Here is a 17,852-nt window from a genome sequence, read left to right as displayed (position 1 = left end):
CCCTCGGGCGCAATGGAAATGATTGTCATGTAATGTGGCCGCGTCACGGTGCCGGGCCCCGCCCGAGTCAACTCCCGTACACCCCACGAGAACCCCCACAGAGAACGACGAGGACCATGCGCACCACCCGCCTGGCCGCCGCCCTCCTGCTCCTGCCGCTGCTCACCGGCTGCTTCTCCTCCTCCGACGACGGCTCCTCCGGCGAGGGCGGCGGCGAGGGCGCGCGGCTGCGCGTCGCCCTGGCCTTCCCGCCCGCCGAGAACCTCTCGCCGTACGGAGCCGACGCCACCCTCCTCACCCGGCTCGGCGTCACCGAGGGCCTGACCAGGCTGGACGGCAACGGCGCCGCGGCGCCCTCCCTCGCCGAGTCGTGGACCCAGGAGAGCGACACCACCTGGCTGTTCACCCTGCGCGACGCCCGCTTCCAGGACGGCGCCGAGGTCACCCCGCAGGCAGTGGCCGGCGCGTTCGCGCACGCGTCCGCCCACGACCCCGTGCCGCCCGCCCTGTCCGGCGTCGAACTCACCGTCGAGGCGGCGGGCGCGAACCGGGTCCGCGTCACCACCGCCGAGCCCGACCCGGCCCTGCCGCTGCGCCTGTCCAGCCCCGGCCTCGCCGTGCTCTCCCCGAAGGCGTACCGCAAGAGCGGCACCGCCGACCCCAAGGGCACCGCCACCGGGCCGTTCACCCTGACCGAGGTCACCGGCAGCAGCCGCGCCACCCTGGAGCGCTTCGACGACCACTGGGGCGGCCGCGCCCAGGCCCCCGGCATCGACGCCCGGTTCGTCGCCGACGGCACCGCCCGCGCCAACGCCCTGCGCACCGGCGACGTGGACATCGCCGAGGCCGTCCCGGTCGCCCAGGCCGCCACCCTGGCCAAGGGCACCGCCCGCGAGGTCCCCACCGCCCGCACCACGAGCCTGTTCCTCAACACCCGCTCCGGCCCGTTCGCCGACCCCGCCGTGCGCGCCGCCGCCCGCGAGGCCATCGACACCTCCGTCCTGGCGAAGGACGTCCACGAGGGCCGCGCCGACGCCGGACGGGGCATCTTCGGGCCCGCCCTCACCTGGGCCGAGAGCAAGCGCGTCGCCCCCGAGGGCCGCGCGAGGGCGGCGCAGCCAGACGGCACCGCCATCACCCTGGCCACCTACGACAACCGGCCCGAGCTGCCCGAGATCGCCCAGGTGCTGCAACAGCAGTTGAAGAAGGCCGGGTTCACCGTCAAGTTGGAGGTCCGCGAGTACTCCCGCATCGAGGCCGACGCCCTCGCGGGCAGGTTCGACGCCTTCCTCGGCGCCCGCAACACCGTCCTGGACACCGGCGACCCGGTCTCCGTCCTCGCCAGCGACTTCTCCTGCGACGGCGCCTACAACCTGGCCCGCCTGTGCGACAAGAAGGTGGACGCCGCCGTGGACGCGGCCGCCGCCACCGCCGACCTCGCCCGTCGCCAGGACGCCGTCATGAAGGCGGAGGCCGAGATCCTCGGCCGGGACGCGGTGGTGCCGCTGGTCCACCAGCGCATCATCCAGGGCGTGTCGACCCGGGCGCGCTCGGTGCTGCTCGACCCGTTCGAGCGCACCCTGGTCGGCCCCGGCACCCGGCGCTGACCGCGGTGCGCCGCCCGCCCGCCCCGGCGCTGCTCGCCGCCTGCTGGCGCGCCGCCCTGGCCGCCGCGCTGCTGTGCGGCGTCGGGCTGCTGCCGTGGCTGTCCGGCACCGACCCCGCCCGCACCGTGCTGCGCGCCAGGTCCGCCGAGTCCGACCCCACGCCCGAGGCGCTCGCCGCCGTCCGGGAGCGGTTCGGGTTCGACGACGGGCCCTGGCACCTGCTGCTGCGCTGGCTGACCGGGCTGGCGCGGGGCGACGCCGGGGTGTCCTGGCTGTCGGAGGAGCCGGTGCTGCCCGCCGTCCGGCAGGCCATCGGCGTGTCCCTGGCCCTGGTCGGCGCCGCCCTGGTCGTCGCGGTCGCGGTCGCCGCCGTGGTGGCCGCCCGCACGCTGCGGCTCGGCGCCCGGCGGCGGCTCGGGCGGCGCCGCGCGGGCGCCGGCTCCGCGGCGCTGGCCGCGCTGCCCGAGTTCCTGCTCGCCTCCGTGCTGGCCACCCTCGTCGGCGTCCAGCTCGGCTGGCTGCCCGCGCTCGGCTGGGACGGACCCCGCTGGATGGTGCTGCCCGCCCTGGCCCTCGGCCTGCCCGCGGGCGCCTACCTGGGGCGCATCCTCGACGACGCCCTGCCGGGCGCCTTCGCCGAACCCTGGGCCAAGGCCGCCCACGCCCGGGGCGTGCCGCCGCGCCGCGTCGCCCGGCACGCGCTGCGCCGCTGCCTGCCGGCCGTCCTGCCCAACCTCGGCCTGTTCCTGGTCGGCCTCACCGGCGGCTCCGTCGCCGTCGAGCAGGTCTACGACATCCCGGGCCTGGGCCGCCTCACCCTCCAGGCCGCGCTCGCCCAGGACCTGCCCGTCCTCCAGACCGGTGCCCTCGCCCTGGTGCTGCTCGGCGCCGCCGCCGGGGCCCTCACCCGCCTGGCCGCCCGCCCCCTGCTCGGGCCCGCGCTGCGCGACGGCGCCCTGCCCACCCTGCACACCCCCGAAGCCGCCCCGCCCCGGCCGCTGCTGCCCGCGCTGTGCGGGGGCGCGCTGCTGGCGGTCGTCGCGCTCGGCCTGCTCCGCGACCCGCTGCACGTGGACACCGGCGAGCGGCTGCGCGGCCCCTCCCTCGGGCACCCGTTCGGCACCGACGCGCTCGGCCGGGACATGCTGGCCAGGGCCGGGCACGGCGCGCTGACCACCCTCGCCCTGGCGTGCGCGGTCACCGCCGCCGCGCTCGCCGTCGGCCTCGCCCTCGGCCTGCTGCCCCGGGTCGGCTCCGGTCTGGTGGACACCGCCAACGCCGTGCCCGCCGTCCTCGCCGGACTGCTCGTCGCCGGGGTCGCGGGCAGCGGCCGGTACACCGCGGCGCTCGCCGTCGCCGCCGTCGCCTGGGTGCCGCTGGCCGCGCACACCTCCGCCCTGCTGCGCCAGGAGCGCGCCGGCACCCACATCGCCGCCTCCCGCGCCCTCGGCGCGAGCCCCCGTCACCTGGTCCTGCGCCATCTGCTGCCCGCCGTGCTGCCGCCCGTCGCCCGCCACGCCCTGCTGCGCGTCCCTGCGGTCGCCCTGGCCCTGGCCTCCCTCGGCTTTCTCGGCCTCGGCGCCCAGCCGCCGTCCCCCGACTGGGGCCTGCTGCTCGCGGAGAACCACCCGTACGCGGAGCGCGCCCCCTGGACCGTCCTCGCCCCCGCCGCCCTGCTCGCCCTGCTGGGCGCGTTCGCGGTGTCCGCGGCGGGCCTGACCCCCGGCCGCCGCCCCGGCACCCGTCGCCCCGGAACCCGTCGCGCGGCCACCCCCGAACGGCCGCCCGCCCCACCGCTGCCCGGCGCCCCACCGCCCGACACCCCACCACTGCCCGGCGCCCCGCCGCCCGACGCCGCGCCGTCGGCCCGCGCCGGCGGCGAGCCTGTCCCGCACCGCTGAAAGCCCCCGTATGCGCCTCGCCTCCCGCACCGCACCCCCCGCCGCGCCCCGCGACCGACTCTGGCCGCGGCTGCCCGGGCTGCTGCGGCTCCTCATCGCCACCCAGCTCGCCTTCAACGTCGGCTTCTTCGCCGTGCTGCCGTTCCTCGCCGAGCACCTCGGCGGCACCCTGGGCCTGGCCGGCTGGCTGGTCGGCGCGGTGCTCGGCCTGCGCACGTTCAGCCAGCAGGGCCTGTTCGTCGTCGGCGGGGCGCTCGCCGACCGGTACGGGGTGCGGCCGGTGGTGCTGGCCGGGTGCGCGCTGCGGATCGCCGGGTTCGTGTGGCTCGGGTTCGCCGGCGAGACCTGGTCCGTGGTGGGCGCGGTGCTGCTCGTCGGCTTCGCCGCCGCCCTGTTCTCCCCGGCGGTGGAGTCCGAGGTCGCCCGGCAGGCGGTGCTGTGGGAGGAGGCCGGGGGCGGGCCGCGCACCCGGGTGCTGGCCCTGTTCACCGTGGCCGGGCAGGCCGGGGCGTTCGTCGGGCCGCTGCTGGGGGCGCTGCTGCTGGCGGTGGACTTCCGCACCGCGTGCCTGGCGGGCGCCGCCGTGTTCGTCGCGGTGCTGGCCGGGCACGCCCGGCTGCTGCCGCAGCGCATCCCCGGCCGCGCCCCGGTGCGGGGGCCCGGCGCGGTGCGGGCGCTGCTGCGCAACCGGCGCTTCCTCGCCGTCTGCCTGGCGTACGGCGCCTACCTGCTGGCGTACAACCAGCTCTACCTCGCCCTGCCCGCGGAGGTGGAGCGCGCCACGGGCTCGCAGGCGCCGCTGGCCTGGTTGTTCGCGCTGTCCTCGCTGCTGGTGGTCACCGCGCAGTTGCCCGTCACCCGCTGGGTCTCGCGGCGCCTGGACCTGCGGGCGTCGATGACGGCCGGCCTGCTGCTGATCACCGCCGGGTTCGCCGCGGTGGCCGCCGCCCGCCCCGCCGCGTGGACGGGCGCGGCGGGCCTGGCGCCGTCGGCGGCGTTCGTCGTCCTGCTCACCCTCGGCCAGATGCTGATCTCCCCGGCCACCCGCGCCTGGGTGCCCGACCTCGCCGAGAAGGACCGCCTCGGCCTGTACACCGGCGCCCTGTCCTCCCTGTCCGGCCTGATCGTCCTCGCGGGCAGCACGGCCACCGGCTCCCTGCTGGACGCGGCGGGCGGCAGCCCCGCCGCCGCCGCCGTCCCCTGGCTCGCCCTCGCCGCCCTCCCGGCCGCGGCCGTCCTCGTACTGCCGCGCCGGACACCGGCGGACGGCCGGACCTGACGGGCCCGACCGCCCTGACCGGCCGTCAGCGCCGCGCCGGAAAAGCGGTGGCCCGCGCCGCGCCGCGCCGTTAGCCTGCCGCCGAACCGAGTCGCCCAGGCAAGGACGTGCCGTTGTACACCCTGTGAGACCTCCCGAGTGCTGAACCGTCGCGCGTCGCGCATCCGCGCCGCGCTGCTTTCCGCTGCGGACTTCTCACTGGAACCGGTGTACTCCTGTGCTCGAAAACTGGGTGGTCACGCCCACCTGCCTGCCCCTTGTCGTCCGCCCTTGCCGCGGGTGCGCGTCCCGGCGCTTCCGGACGGACGGCAAATTCCGCGTCAACGCCAACCACAAGCTCATCGACGCCTGGCTCCTCGCGCTGTGCACCGTCTGCGGGGAGACGGCGAAGCTCACGGTCCTGGAGCGGGTGAACGTGCGCTCCGTACGACCCGGGCTGCTGGACCTGCTGCACGGCAACGACCCCGGCCTGGCGGCCGAGCTGCTCCGGGACCCGGTCGTGCGGCGCCGCAACCGCATCGCCCTCGACTGGGACGACGCCTGGCGCCTGGTCACCGGCCGCCCGGACCGCGAGGACCACGAGGACCACGAGGTGCTCGACGTCTCGGTGCGCTTCGCGGCCCGGATCCCCGTCCGGCCGGTGCGACTGATCGCCGAGGGCTGCGGCCTCTCCCGGGCCGAGGTGGAGAGACTGATCACGAAGGGGGGCCTCGTCTCGGCGGTCCGGCTGAGCGGCAGGCTCTCCGGCGACTTCACCTTCACGCTCAAGCGCTGAGCCCTCCCCGGGACCGGGGCCCCGTCCGGCAGGTCCGCCGGACGGGGCCCCGGTCCCACTCCCGCGCCGCCGCGCCGCCCGCCCCCGTGCGTTGACTCCCCGTCGCCCGCCCTGAAGACTCCCCGCATGGGGACGGGGATGCGGGGGATCAGGGGCCCGGGCGGCGCGCTGCTCGTGGAGCGGTCGGCGGAGCTGGTGGAGCGGCTGTACCGGGAGCGGGCCCACCCGGGCAGGGCGCACCACCTGGACACGGTGCGGGCCGCCGCCGAGCGGGTGGCGGAGCGGGGGCTCGGCCCGCGGCTCGCCTCGGCCGCGCTGCTGTGGCGGGTGCGGGACGACACCGACGTGACCTGGGCGGAGCTGCGCGCCGCCGGGGTGCCGCCGCGGGTGTTCGGGCTGCTCACCGTGCTGGGGCGGGCCGAGTCCGAGCCGTACGGGGCGCGCCTGCCCAAGGTGGCGGCGCGGCCCGACGCGGCGGAGGTGCTGCGCGCCGACCTGGAGGTGCGGACCGGCAACCGGGGCGAGGAGGTGCCGGACACCGCCGCCCTGGACGACCTGGCCCGGCTCGACCTGCTCACCGGGCGCCTGCCCGCCCCGGACCTGCTCCTGGTGGCGCTGGAGGGCGGCGACGAGTGGAGCCGCGCCTACGCCGCCGCCGGGCTGGGCCTGCTCGCGGAGCCGGCCGCCGCGCCGCCCCTGCTGCGGAGGTTCCGCGCCGCCGCCCCGTCGGGCGACCGGTGGCTGTACACGTCCCGGCGCGCCCTGGTGAGGGTGCTCGCCGGACGCCCGGCCGACGGCGGCCCCGGCGACGACGAGCCCCGCGCCCCGTCCCCCGAGCACCGGCCGCTGCTGGAGTGGCTGCTGGCCGACCGGGTGCCGCATGTGCGGGCCCTCGCCCTGGAACTCCTCGGCCGGCTCCGCGACCCCGGCCTGCTGCCGCGGCTGACCCCCGCCCTGCGCGACCCCGACCCCGGTGTGCGGCGCGAGGCCGCCCTCGCCTGCGGGCGCACCGGCGACCGGTCGGCCGTGGAGCCGCTGCTCGCGATGCTGGCGGACCCGGCGAGCCGCTGGAGCGCCGCCTCCGCCGCCGACGCGCTCGGCCTGCTGGGCGACCAGAGGGCCGCGGCGCCGCTCGCCGCCCGGCTCGTCTCCGACCAGCCGAACCTGCCCTGGTCGGCGTCCCGGGCGCTGGCGCGCTGCCCGGGCCCCGAGGCGGTGGCCGCCGTGCTGTCCCTGCTGCGCCGCCTGGACCGGCTCGACCAGGCCCACCACGCCTTCTGGGCGCTGGGCCGGCTCGGCGCCGGCGAGGCGGGGCCCGACCTGGTGCGGGCGCTGCGCGAGCTGATGCGCGACCCCCGGCCCGGGCCCGGCCTCGCCGCCTGCGTGGAAGCCCTCGGCAAGCTCCGCGAGCCGTCGGCGGCGCCCCTGCTCGCCGAGCTGGCCCGGCGGGCCGGCGCGGACACCGGGCCCTGCGCCGACGCCCACCTGCTCCGCATGGCCGAGTGGGCGCTGGACCGCGTCACCGGCGCCCGCTGAACCGGCTCACGCCCCCCGGAACCCCACCGTGGGCTGCGCCCGCAGCCGCGGCCACTCCCGCACGCCCGCGGGCATCAGGTCGTCCAGGAAGCGGTAGCGGCGCAGCACCGCCTCGTCGCAGGCGCCGCGCTTCGACGGGGCGAGGGAGGTCATCTCGTTCCACCAGGCCGCGACCTCCGGCCAGCCCGGCGCGGCCAGCGAACCCCCGAAGTGCTGCACGGACAGCGCCGCGGTGAGGTTGGCGAAGGCCAGGCGCTCGGCGAGCGGCCAGCCCGCGAGGGTGCCGGTGATGAAGCCCGCCATGAACACGTCCCCGGCGCCGGTCGGGTCCAGCGCCTCCACCAGCAGCCCCGGCACCTCGGCGGTCTCCCCGCTGAGGGAGTCCACCGCCACCGCGCCCTCGGGTCCCTTGGTGACCACGGCCACCGGCACCAGGTCGGCCAGTGCCCGCACCGCGTGCTCCGGCGAGTCGGTGCGGGTGTAGCGCTGCGCCTCCACGGCGTTGGGCAGGAACGCGTGGCAGTACTCCAGGTCGGCGAGCGCGGCCGGGTCCCAGCGGCCGGTGTCGTCCCAGCCGACGTCGGCGAAGACCTTGCTGCCCTGGTCGTGCGCCCGGCGCACCCACTCGTGGTGGCGGCCCGCCTCCAGCGCCGCCACGCAGGCCCGTGAGCGCGGCGGCGCGTAGCCCTCGGGCAGCGCCGGCGCCGGGTGCTCGTGGGTGACCATCGTCCGTTCGCCCTCGTACGCCATGGACACCGTCACCGGCGAGTGCCAGCCCGGCAGCCGCCACGACGGGGTGAGGTCCACGCCCTCGCTGACCGACAGGCTCTCCCAGCAGTAGTCGCCGTACACGTCCGTGCCGAACACCGACGCCAGCGTGGTGCGCAGGCCGAGCCGGGCCACCGCGGTGGCCATGTTGGCGATGCCGCCCGGGCTGGAGCCCATGCCGCGCGCCCAGGTCTCGGTGCCGCGCACGGGGGCGTGGTCCAGCCCCGTGAAGATGATGTCCAGGAACACCGTGCCGGTGAGGTACACGTCGTAGTCGGGGTCGCCGCAGGCGCGGACCGCCGCCAGCGGGTCGAACGGATCGGGGCCTTCCGCAGTGCTCACCAGCGCGCCTTCCTTGCCGTGCTGTCGTGCCGCCGTGCTCTCGTGCAGTCGTCTGTCGCAGTCGTCCGTCGTGCAGTCGTCCGTCGTGCTGTCTGTGGTGCTCTCGTGCCGCGGCGCTGCCGCTCCGTCCCGCCGCGCTGCCGTTCCGTCCCGCCGCGGTGCGTGCGATCGCCCGCCGCCGACCCGCCCGCGACCGGCGCGGCCCGCCCACGCACGCGCGTGTGTGTGATCGCTACCTTGCCCCCGCCCCCGCCCGAATGCAAGAGGTCGATCATACTCGCGCACACTCGCTCATCGGCGGTACATTGCGCCCATGCTGCAAAAGGCCCGCCACGACGCGCTGCTGCGCATCCTCGGAGACGAGGGCGTCCTGCCCGTCCGGGAGATCGCCAGGCGCCTGGGCGTCAGCGAGGCCACCGCCCGCCGCGACCTGACCGCGCTCGGCCGGGCCGGCCGCCTCACCCGCGTCTACGGCGGCGCCGTGGCCGCCCGCGCCGGCGCGGAGCGGCCCTTCCCCGAACCGGCGGGGCAGCCCCTGGCCGACCGGGCCGCCGTCGCCGCGGGCGCCGCCCGGCTCGTCGCGGACGGCGACGTGCTGCTCCTGGACATCGGCACCACCACGCTCCAGCTCGCCCGGCGCCTGCGCGGCCGGGACGTCACCGTCGTCACCAGCAACCTCGCCGTCTACGAGGAGCTGCGCGACGACCCGAAGGTGACGCTGGTGCTGCTCGGCGGCCGGGTGCGCCGCGACCACCGCTCCGTCGTCGGCTTCCTCACCGAGGCCAACCTGCGGCAGTTGTACGCCGACCGGCTCTTCCTCGGCGCCAGCGGCGTCCTGCCCGACGGCGGCGTCCTGGACAGCACCCAGGTGGAGGTGCCCGTGAAGCGGGCCATGCTCGCCTCCGCCCGGCAGGTGGTGCTGCTGGCCACCGCCGACAAGTTCCCCGGCGGGTCGGGCCTGGTCCGCGTCTGCGGCCCCGGCGACATCGACGTCCTGATCACCAACGAGAACTCCGACCCGGGGACGCTCGCCGCGTTCCGCGAGGCCGATGTGGAGGTAGTCACCGTATGAGGCTGACCGTGCTGGGCGGCGGCGGGTTCCGGGTCCCGCTGGTCCACCGCGCCCTGCTGGACGACACCGGCGACCGGGCGGGCCGCTGCACCGAGCTGGTGCTCCACGACACCGACCGGCGCCGCCTGGCCGCCATCGGCGCCGTCCTCGCCCAGCAGGCGCACGGCCGCGCGACCGCCCCCGCCGTCACCGCCACCACCGACCTCGACGACGCGCTGCGCGGCGCCGACTTCGTCTTCTCCGCCATCCGTGTCGGCGGCCTCGCCGGCCGCGTCGGCGACGAGCGGGTGCCCCTCGCCGAGGGCGTGCTCGGCCAGGAGACGGTGGGCGCGGGCGGCGTGCTGTACGGGCTGCGCACGCTGCCGGTGGCCGTGCGCATCGCCGAGCGGGCCGCCGCGCTCGCCCCCGACGCCTGGGTCATCAACTTCACCAACCCCGCGGGCATGGTCACCGAGGCCATGCGGCGGGTGCTCGGCGACCGCGTCATCGGCATCTGCGACTCGCCCGTCGGCCTGGTGCGCCGCGCCGCCCGGGCGCTGGGCGCCGACCCGGACCGCGCCGGCTACGACTACGTCGGCCTCAACCACCTCGGATGGCTGCGCCGCCTCACCGTGGACGGCAGGGACCGCCTGCCCGAACTCCTCGCCGACACCGCCGCCGTGGAGTCCTTCGAGGAGGGCAGGCTGTTCGGCGCCCGCTGGTTGCAGACCCTGGGCGCGCTGCCCAACGAGTACCTGCACTACTACTACTTCAACCGCGAGGCCGTGGCCGCCGTCCGCGGCGCGCCGGCCACCCGCGGCGAGTTCCTGCTCCGGCAGCAGGAGGGCTTCTACACGCGGGCCGCCGCCCACCCCGGCGACGCCCTGGCGGAGTGGGAGCGCACCCGGCTGGAGCGCGAGGCCACCTACATGGCCGAGAGCCGGGAGGCCACCGGCAACTGGGAGCGCGACTCCTGCGACCTGGACGGCGGCGGCTACGAACGCGTCGCCCTGGCCCTGATGCGCGCCATCGCCCGGGGCGAGCGCACCACCCTGATCCTCAACGTCCCGGCCCGCGGCGCGGTGCCCGGCATGGACGCCGACGCCGTGGTGGAGGTGCCCTGCCTGGTGGACGCGGCCGGCGCCCGGCCGCTGGCCGCCGACCCGGTCGCGCCCGACCAGCTCGGCCTGATGCTGACCGTCAAGGCGGTGGAGCGCGCCACCATCGAGGCGGCGTCCACCGGCTCCCGCCGTGCCGCCCTGCGCGCCTTGGCGCTGCACCCGCTGGTGGACTCCGTCGGTGTCGCCGACCGCATCCTGTCCGCCTCCGGCGCCGCCGCCGCGCTCACCTGAACGCCGAAACCGTCAGGCGACGGCGCCCTCCGTCCAGGCGCGGGCCAGGATCTCGTCCACGGTCCGCTCCACGGACAGCCCGGAGGTGTCGAGCCACAGCCCGATGCGTGGGGTGTTGGCCCGCAGCTCCTCGTCCAGGTCCCGCACGCTCCAGTCGGGGCCGTACGCCGTCTTGGCCCGCCCCGCCTCCCGCGCCTCCACCGCGGCCGGGTCGGGCGCCAGCACCACCACGGCCAGCGGACGGGTGGTCACCAGCGCGGCCGTCTCGGCGAGGAACCCGCCGAGCAGGACGTCCTGGGCGACGACGGTGAACCCCTCCCGCGCGTACATGTCCGCACAGGCCGCCGTCAGCCGATGCCGCAGCCGGAGCTGCCCGAAGGCCTCCTCGCCCGCGTCGGGCGTCATGTCCACCCGCCCACCCACGATCATGCGTCGGAACCCGTCCCCCCGCAGGTGCACACTCCGCGGCAGCCGCTCGGCCAGCGCCTGCGCGACGGTGGACTTGCCCGCCGCCTGGATACCGGTGATCAGCACGACACCCCCACCGGTCCGGTGTTCCGAGGGCGCGGAGGGCTGGGGTGGGAGCGCGGTCATGGTGCTGAGCTGCCTTTCTGCCGTTGTGCCGTGCCGTGCCGTTGCGCCGAACGGGGGCGGACGAAGATCGCCGCGAGTCGGCCCGGCGACCGACCCAACCATGGACGCGCCACCGGAACAACGGGTTTGCGCCCGGCCGGATCGAACCGGCGGACTCCGGCGTCCTCGCGGGGCTCGCGGTCGTCGGCCCCACATGCCCCGGATGCCGCTTCCCGGAGCGGCCCTCATCGGCCGTCGCTGTCGGCTGAGCGGCGAGTTCGGCCGGATGACGGCACCGCGGGGTCCGGTCGGGACAACGTCGCCCGCGGGCCGACCGCCCCTCGTGGCGAAGCCCCTCCTCCAGCACCGCGGCCACCACGGACCACCTGCGGACATCGCGCCGGGGCGGCGGAGCGACACCGGGTCACCGTACTGAGCGCCCCCCGCGTTCCTGCCGGTGGACGGCCGCCTCGTCCAGGAGGGTCGCGGCGGTGCGGCTGCGGCGGGCCGCCACCGCCAAGAGGTCGGGGTCCACGCGGAGGAAGCCGGACAGGGTGCGCTGGGCCGGGGTGAGGTTGTCCAGGCCCGGTGGGAGTGGGGGTTCGGGGGCGGACTGGTAGGCGTCCTCGTCGTCGTCCTCGAGCTCCCAGGCGCCCAGCGCGGACAGCCAGGCCAGGTACAGGGGGCGCAGGTCGCCGTCCGCCAGTTCGGTGCGGACGGCGATCAGGTCCGCGAGGGTGGTTTCGGCGGTTTCGTCCCAGTCGGCTTCTTCGTCGTCGTGGCGCAGGTCGAGGATGAGGTGGGGTCCGGACGTCCACGCGGAGACGCCGTCGCCCAGGCAGTACGCCTCCGCGGTGGGCAGGGCGAGCCGGTCGGCGGGCAGGCGCAGCACGAGGCGGCGCGTGCCCCAGTCGGTGACGTGCAGGTGCGCGTCGTAGTACCGCTCCACCAGGCGGTCGGGGTCGCCCCCGAAGTCACCTGACTCGTAGGTGGCGGTGCAGCCGGTCGCGTCGATGGCCGCGTGGGCGGACAGGGCGCGGACTTCGGCTTGTTCCGCACTGTCCAACGGGCGGTCCACCGACATGAACTCGTAGTACTGATACTCGCTCACCCGGTGGACCTTATAACCATGACGATGCCCGAGACACGGCGCGCCGCCCTGCACGAGCACGTGAACCGGCTGGGCCGCCGGGTCCACCTGGCGCGCATGAGCGGGCGCACGGAGGAGGCCAAGCGCCTCAGCGACGCGGAGATGGCCGCGCTGGAGGAGCTGTACGAGGCGAGCCCCCTGGACCGGGCGATCCGGCTCGTCCTCGCGGGCGCCCTGTACAACCGGAGCGTGGTGCTGGAGGAGCTGTCGCTGCCCGAGGAGGCGGTGGAGACGGCGCTGCGCGCCCAGGAGACCTACCGCGGGCTGCTGCCCGGCGACCCGGAGCGGATCGCCCCGCTGCTGGCGGATTCGCAGGGGCGGCTGGGGCGGCTGCTCGCGGCGGTCGGCGACCGGGCGTCGGCGCGGCGCGAGTCGGCGGCGGCCGTCGAGGCGTACCGCGGGCTGGCCCGCCGCGACCCGCGCCACGAGCCGGGGCTCGCCCGCGCGCTGTGGCAGCGGTGCTTCACGCTGCGGGCGCTGGGCGACGCCGCCGAGGCGCGGGCGGTCGCCGGGGAGGCCCTGGCCCGCTACCGGGCCTGCCACGACGCGGGACGGCTCGGCGACGCGGACCGCCGCTACTTCGGGCTGCTCGCCCTGGAGCTGACCCGGGAGGCGTACCCGTTCACGCCCGCCACCGCGGCGTCGGCGCTGGCGACGGTGGAGGACGCGGTGCTCCAGTTGTCCGCGCTGATCCGGGCGGGCCACGGCGGCCACCGGCACCTCCTCGTGGCGCTGTGCCTCAGGGGCCTGTGCCTGGCCGGGCTCGGCGACACCGACGGCGCGGCCCGGCAGGCGGGCGAGGCCGAGCTGCTGGTGGACGGCTGGGGCGGCGGCGCGAGCGAGGAGTCCCGCGCGCTGCTGTCGGAGCTGGGGGCCACCCTCCGCCGCGCCGCCCCGCCCCCGCGCCCGCCCGGCGACTCCCCGCCCCGGGGCTCCCTCCGCCACCGGCGGTTCCGCCGAAGACGAAGACGGTGAACCGGCCCGGGTTCCCGCGCCCACGCGTCCCCTCGTACCAGGGCGGCATCGGCATCGTCTCCTCGGTCCCACTGGGCCGCTGCGGCCCCATCGGCCCCAACCCGCCCAAGTTGTCCACAGGCCGGGGGGGCGGGCTGGGCGGGGAGGTGCGGAGGGCTCCTAGGATGGCCGGGTGGTCATCTCGGGGAACGATCTGCACACGGACAGTAACGCCCAACTCGCCGACGCCTCCGGCCCGGCCGGGGAGGCCTTGGACACACTCCGCCGCGTCTTCGGCTACGACTCCTTCCGGGGCGAGCAGCAGGAGATCATCGAGCATGTCATCAACGGCGGCGACGCCCTGGTGCTCATGCCCACCGGCGGCGGCAAGTCGCTGTGCTACCAGGTCCCCGCGCTGGTCAGAAAGGGCGTCGGGGTCGTCGTCTCGCCCCTCATCGCCCTCATGCAGGACCAGGTGGACGCCCTGCGCGCCCTCGGCGTGCGGGCCGGGTTCCTGAACTCCACCCAGGCCCCGGACGAGCGCAGGATGGTCGAGGCCGAGTTCCTCGCCGGAGAGATCGACGTGCTGTACCTCGCCCCGGAGCGCCTGCGGGTGGAGGCCACGCTGCGCCTGCTGGAGCGCGGCACCATCGCCCTGTTCGCCATCGACGAGGCCCACTGCGTCGCCCAGTGGGGCCACGACTTCCGCCCGGACTACCTCGCCCTGTCCGAGCTGCACGAGCGCTGGCCCGACGTGCCCCGGATCGCGCTCACGGCCACCGCCACCGAGGCCACCCACGCCGAGATCGCCGCGCGGCTGAAGCTCCAGGACGCCCGGCACTTCGTGGCCAGCTTCGACCGGCCGAACATCCAGTACCGGATCGTCCCCAAGGACGACCCGAAGAAGCAGCTCCTCGCCCTGCTGCGCACCGAGCACGCCGGGGACGCGGGCATCGTGTACTGCCTGTCCCGCGCCTCGGTGGAGAAGACCGCCGAGTTCCTGGTGCGCAACGGCGTCGAGGCGCTGCCGTACCACGCGGGCCTGGACGGGCGGACCAGGGCCGAGCACCAGGCGCGGTTCCTGCGCGAGGACGGCCTGGTGATGGTCGCCACGATCGCGTTCGGCATGGGCATCGACAAGCCGGACGTGCGGTTCGTCGCCCACCTGGACCTGCCGAAGTCCATCGAGGGCTACTACCAGGAGACCGGCCGCGCCGGGCGGGACGGGCTGCCGTCCACCGCGTGGCTGGCCTACGGGCTCCAGGACGTGGTGCAGCAGCGCAAGATGATCGACGGCTCGGAGGGCGACGACGCCCACCGGCGGCGGCTGGCCGCGCACCTGGACGCGATGCTGGCCCTGTGCGAGACAGTGGAGTGCCGCCGCAAGCACCTGCTGGCCTATTTCGGCCAGCGCGGCGAGGAGCGGTGCGGCAACTGCGACACCTGCCTGACGCCGCCGGAGGCGTGGGACGGCACGGTGGCGGCGCAGAAGCTGCTGTCCACGGTGGTGCGGCTCAAGCGCGAGCGGGGCCAGAAGTTCGGGGCCGGGCAGATCGTGGACATCCTTCTGGGGCGCAAGACCGCCAAGGTCATCCAGCACGACCACGACGGGCTGTCCGTCTTCGGCATCGGCGCGGATCTGAACGAGTCGCAGTGGCGCGGCGTGGCCCGGCAACTGCTGGCGCAGGGGCTGCTGGCCGTGGAGGGCGACTACGGCACGCTGGTGCTCACCGACGCCAGCGCCGAGGTGCTGCGCGGGCAGCGCGCGGTGATGCTGCGGCGGGAGCCGGAGCGGGCCGCGAAGGTGGAGCGGGCCGGGCGGGCGGAGAAGGCCAAGCGGACGGCGGCGGCGGAGCTGCCGGAGGACGTGGTGCCGGTGTTCGAGGCGCTGCGGGCCTGGCGGGCGGCCAGCGCGAAGGAGCAGGGCGTGCCCGCCTACGTGATCTTCCATGACGCGACGCTGCGGGAGATCGCCACCCGGGCGCCGTCCACCCTGGCGGAGCTGTCCACGGTCGGCGGCGTGGGCGAGAGCAAGCTGGCGAAGTACGGCCAGGCGATCCTGGACGTGCTGCACGGGGAGGAGCCGTCGGCGCGGCCGGGGGAGGCGGGGGAGTAGCCGGGAGGGGCAGGGGAGGCGGGGGAGCGGCGAGGGTCCGGCCGGTGCGCGGGCGGGGCGGGGCCCTCACGGAGTATTGACCGGGTCCCAGGGCGAACTTACTCTCCTGAAGGTTTTGCCCATTTGAAGCCTCTTCACATGGGTGAACCTGAGAGCCGCTGCTCCTTCGGGGTGAGGGGAACCACGTGATGCCATCCGCGTCGGCGCAAGGGCGCCGCATCTCAGCCGGGCTGCTGGTCGGCGCCTTGGCCGCCCTCGTGGCGTCCGCGCTCACGGGCCCGCCCGCGTCCGCCGAGCCCGCCGGGCAGGCCCGGCCCGCCCAGGAGGCCCAGGCAGCCCAGGAGGCCCAGGGGGCCCAGGCGGTCCGGGCGGACGGGCGGGAGGCCGTGTGGAGCGCGAGCCTGCGCGGGAGGAACGGCGTCTCGCCGGACACCACCGTGCGCAACATCGCCCGCGTCTCGGTCCCGGCCACCTCGCTGCGGATCAGGATCGGCAACCCCTACGGGGACCGGCCCGCCACCTTCCGCTCTGCGACGGTCGGGCTCCAGACCCGGGTCGGTGAGGCGGACGTCCAGCCGGGCTCGCTGCGGGTGCTGACGTTCGGCGGGCGGCGCGCCGTCACGCTGCGGCCCGGCCAGCGGGTCTACAGCGACCCGGTGCCGCTGCGGGTCGCCGCCGGGCGGAACCTGGCGATCAGCCTGTACGCGCCGGGCGCCCCGGTCAACGACGTGTCGTTCCCGCCGCCCTCGGTCAACCCGCCCGCCAGCTTCCTGTCCGTGCCCGGCGACCACACCCGGGACGTGGGGGACGGCGACTTCCCCGAGACGGACAAGGGCCTGTCCGCGGAGCCCGGCTACCACCCGGGCCAACTGTGGTGGACCGACGTGGTGGACGCGAAGTCGCCCGCCGCGGGGACCGTGGTCGCGCTCGGCGACTCCAACACCGCGGGGCACAACGCCACCGGCGGCGAGCGGTGGACGGACCTGCTGGCCGCCCGGCTGAACGCGCTGCCCGGCAAGCAGCGGCTCGCCGTCGCCAACGCCGGGATCTCCGGCAACACCGTCAGCCGCCAGGCCAACCCCTACGACCCGACCGGCCAGTGCTGCGGCGCGCCCGCGCCCGACCGCCTGGACGAGGACGCGCTGAACCTGGCCGGGGCCAAGCACCTGATCCTGCTGGAGGGCACCAACGACCTCGGCGGCGGGGCGTCGGCGGCGCCCGCGTCCGCGGCGCAGGTCATCGCCGCGATGCAGGAGATCGCCGACCGGGCCCACGCGCGCGGGCTGAAGGTCATCGGCGGCACGCTGATGCCGATGTGCAACGCGGCGGGCAGCGAGAAGGAGGCGAACCGGCTGGCCGTCAACGCGTTCGTGCGCACCAGCGGGGTGTTCGACGGAGTGATCGACTTCGACGCGGCGGTGCGGGACGCGGCGGACCCCACGGTCATCGCCGACGCCTACCGCGCGGACTGCTACCACCCGAACGCCAAGGGCCACGAGGCCATGGCGGCGGCGATCGACACCGGCCTGTTCTCCTGACGCCGGGGCGGGGTGGCGCGGGGCGGACTGTCGGAAGCCTGACGAACCTGTCATGCTCATGCCCTGAGTGCACCGTGTCCCCGTCCTCGTCAGGAGGCTGATCGTGGTGTCCAGGACTCTCGTACGCTCCTCCGTCGCCGGTGCGGCGGCGGTCCTCGCCCTCGCGGGCGGGCAGGCCGTCGCCGCGCCGACCGCGCCGCAGGCGCAGGAGCGGGCCGCCGCCCGGGTGCTCACCTACGACGTGAGCGCCGCCGCCGAGTTCGCCGGGGTGGTGCGGCAGGGTGCCCAGATATGGAACGACAGCGTGGCCAACGTCGAGCTGGTGCCGGTGCAGTCCGGGCAGCGGGCCAACATCCGCGTCATCGCGGACAACGGCTGGCCCCGGGCCTCCACCTCCAGCCTCGGCAACGGCACCGTCTACATGGGGCGGCAGGCGGTGGACCAGGGCTACAACACCCTGCGGATCGCCTCCCACGAGCTCGGCCACATCCTCGGCCTGCCCGACATCAAGCCCGGCCCCTGCTCCAGCCTGATGTCCGGCTCCACCGCGGGCGTCTCCTGCACCAACCCGTACCCGAACACCTCGGAGAAGGCGGCCGTGGAACGGTACTTCGCCGGCGGGGTGGCGGCCCTGAAGGGCTTCGACAAGCCGGTGACCTTCCAGGACTGAGCCCCCCGCGCGGGGCCCGCCCCCGGGGCCCGGGGCTCCGCCCCGCGCCCCGGGGGCGCGGTGTGTGGTGGGGGGTGTTCCTCCGGAGGCCAGAGGGCTCCGCCCCCTGGACCCCCACTGAGGGCTCCGCCCCCAGCCCCCCGCGGGCGGGATGTGTGGCGGGGGTTGCTCCTCCGAGGCCAGAGTGCTTCGCCGCTGGGGCCCCCGCTGGGCCCGCCCCCAGATCCCCCGGGGTGTGGA

General features: G+C 76.4%; 14 protein-coding genes. 11 read left to right on the top strand and 3 right to left on the bottom strand.

Annotated elements, in window-relative coordinates:
* Positions 1 to 116: 116 nt before the first annotated feature.
* The 5 genes from ACYVO2_RS08600 (at position 117) to ACYVO2_RS08580 (ending at position 7,098) form a co-directional block, all read left to right on the top strand.
* Complete coding sequence (locus ACYVO2_RS08600; RefSeq protein ID WP_461007030.1) at positions 117 to 1,607, top strand: ABC transporter substrate-binding protein; 1,491 nt, start codon at positions 117 to 119, stop codon at positions 1,605 to 1,607.
* 5 nt (positions 1,608 to 1,612) lie between these two features.
* Positions 1,613 to 3,508: an ABC transporter permease subunit gene (locus tag ACYVO2_RS08595; RefSeq protein WP_461007029.1), complete on the top strand. Its 1,896-nt coding sequence runs from the start codon at positions 1,613 to 1,615 to the stop codon at positions 3,506 to 3,508.
* A 10-nt stretch (positions 3,509 to 3,518) separates the two neighbouring features.
* Positions 3,519 to 4,787 carry an MDR family MFS transporter gene (locus tag ACYVO2_RS08590; RefSeq protein WP_461007028.1) on the top strand — a complete coding sequence of 423 codons (1,269 nt, stop codon included), beginning with the start codon at positions 3,519 to 3,521 and terminating at the stop codon, positions 4,785 to 4,787.
* Positions 4,788 to 5,004: 217 nt separating this feature from the next.
* The gene (locus ACYVO2_RS08585; RefSeq protein ID WP_461007027.1) at positions 5,005 to 5,562 is read left to right on the top strand and encodes a DUF1062 domain-containing protein; all 558 of its coding nucleotides are present in this window, start codon (positions 5,005 to 5,007) and stop codon (positions 5,560 to 5,562) included.
* A gap of 126 nt (positions 5,563 to 5,688) precedes the next feature.
* Entirely contained in the window at positions 5,689 to 7,098 is a 1,410-nt protein-coding gene (locus ACYVO2_RS08580) for a HEAT repeat domain-containing protein (protein ID WP_461007026.1), read from the top strand.
* Between the two features lie 6 nt (positions 7,099 to 7,104).
* Here ACYVO2_RS08580 and ACYVO2_RS08575 read toward each other — a convergent pair whose 3' ends face one another.
* Entirely contained in the window at positions 7,105 to 8,208 is a 1,104-nt protein-coding gene (locus ACYVO2_RS08575) for a carbohydrate kinase family protein (protein WP_461007025.1), read from the bottom strand.
* Positions 8,209 to 8,521: 313 nt separating this feature from the next.
* Between ACYVO2_RS08575 and ACYVO2_RS08570 the strand changes: the two genes are divergently transcribed.
* Positions 8,522 to 9,280, top strand: coding sequence for a DeoR/GlpR family DNA-binding transcription regulator (locus tag ACYVO2_RS08570; protein WP_461007024.1), 759 nt, complete (start codon positions 8,522 to 8,524; stop codon positions 9,278 to 9,280).
* The gene (locus ACYVO2_RS08565) at positions 9,277 to 10,611 is read left to right on the top strand and encodes a 6-phospho-beta-glucosidase (RefSeq protein WP_461007023.1); all 1,335 of its coding nucleotides are present in this window, start codon (positions 9,277 to 9,279) and stop codon (positions 10,609 to 10,611) included. The genes ACYVO2_RS08570 and ACYVO2_RS08565 overlap by 4 nt, the downstream gene beginning before the upstream one ends.
* A 12-nt stretch (positions 10,612 to 10,623) precedes the next feature.
* Here the strand turns inward: ACYVO2_RS08565 and ACYVO2_RS08560 are convergent, their stop codons facing one another.
* Positions 10,624 to 11,205 (bottom strand): AAA family ATPase, encoded by a 582-nt coding sequence (locus tag ACYVO2_RS08560; protein WP_461007022.1) that lies wholly within the window; start codon positions 11,203 to 11,205, stop codon positions 10,624 to 10,626.
* A gap of 403 nt (positions 11,206 to 11,608) precedes the next feature.
* Positions 11,609 to 12,295, bottom strand: a complete 687-nt coding sequence (locus ACYVO2_RS08555) for a hypothetical protein (RefSeq protein WP_461007021.1) — start codon at positions 12,293 to 12,295, stop codon at positions 11,609 to 11,611.
* 24 nt (positions 12,296 to 12,319) lie between these two features.
* On the opposite strand from ACYVO2_RS08555, the gene ACYVO2_RS08550 reads away from it, so the two are divergent.
* From ACYVO2_RS08550 to ACYVO2_RS08535, 4 genes are all read left to right on the top strand, one after another.
* Positions 12,320 to 13,309: a hypothetical protein gene (locus ACYVO2_RS08550; protein ID WP_461007020.1), complete on the top strand. Its 990-nt coding sequence runs from the start codon at positions 12,320 to 12,322 to the stop codon at positions 13,307 to 13,309.
* A 193-nt stretch (positions 13,310 to 13,502) separates the two neighbouring features.
* Positions 13,503 to 15,404: a DNA helicase RecQ gene (gene recQ, locus ACYVO2_RS08545; protein ID WP_461007088.1), complete on the top strand. Its 1,902-nt coding sequence runs from the start codon at positions 13,503 to 13,505 to the stop codon at positions 15,402 to 15,404.
* Between the two features lie 188 nt (positions 15,405 to 15,592).
* Positions 15,593 to 16,942 (top strand): GDSL-type esterase/lipase family protein, encoded by a 1,350-nt coding sequence (locus ACYVO2_RS08540; RefSeq protein ID WP_461007019.1) that lies wholly within the window; start codon positions 15,593 to 15,595, stop codon positions 16,940 to 16,942.
* A gap of 103 nt (positions 16,943 to 17,045) precedes the next feature.
* Positions 17,046 to 17,612, top strand: a complete 567-nt coding sequence (locus tag ACYVO2_RS08535; protein ID WP_461007018.1) for a snapalysin family zinc-dependent metalloprotease — start codon at positions 17,046 to 17,048, stop codon at positions 17,610 to 17,612.
* Positions 17,613 to 17,852 lie beyond the last annotated feature (240 nt).

The organism is Streptomyces capparidis (assembly GCF_054782095.1).
The sequence above is the reverse complement of the archived record's forward strand: the minus strand, read 5'-3'. Positions and strand labels throughout refer to the sequence as shown.

Coding starts and splice junctions, on each gene's coding strand:
- ACYVO2_RS08565 (WP_461007023.1), top strand. CDS start 9,277: ATGAGGCTGACCGTGCTGGGCGGCGGCGGGTTCCGGGTCCCGCTGGTC.
- ACYVO2_RS08600 (WP_461007030.1), top strand. CDS start 117: ATGCGCACCACCCGCCTGGCCGCCGCCCTCCTGCTCCTGCCGCTGCTC.
- ACYVO2_RS08550 (WP_461007020.1), top strand. CDS start 12,320: ATGCCCGAGACACGGCGCGCCGCCCTGCACGAGCACGTGAACCGGCTG.
- ACYVO2_RS08580 (WP_461007026.1), top strand. CDS start 5,689: ATGGGGACGGGGATGCGGGGGATCAGGGGCCCGGGCGGCGCGCTGCTC.
- ACYVO2_RS08590 (WP_461007028.1), top strand. CDS start 3,519: ATGCGCCTCGCCTCCCGCACCGCACCCCCCGCCGCGCCCCGCGACCGA.
- ACYVO2_RS08560 (WP_461007022.1), bottom strand. CDS start 11,205: ATGACCGCGCTCCCACCCCAGCCCTCCGCGCCCTCGGAACACCGGACC.
- ACYVO2_RS08570 (WP_461007024.1), top strand. CDS start 8,522: ATGCTGCAAAAGGCCCGCCACGACGCGCTGCTGCGCATCCTCGGAGAC.
- ACYVO2_RS08540 (WP_461007019.1), top strand. CDS start 15,593: ATGCCATCCGCGTCGGCGCAAGGGCGCCGCATCTCAGCCGGGCTGCTG.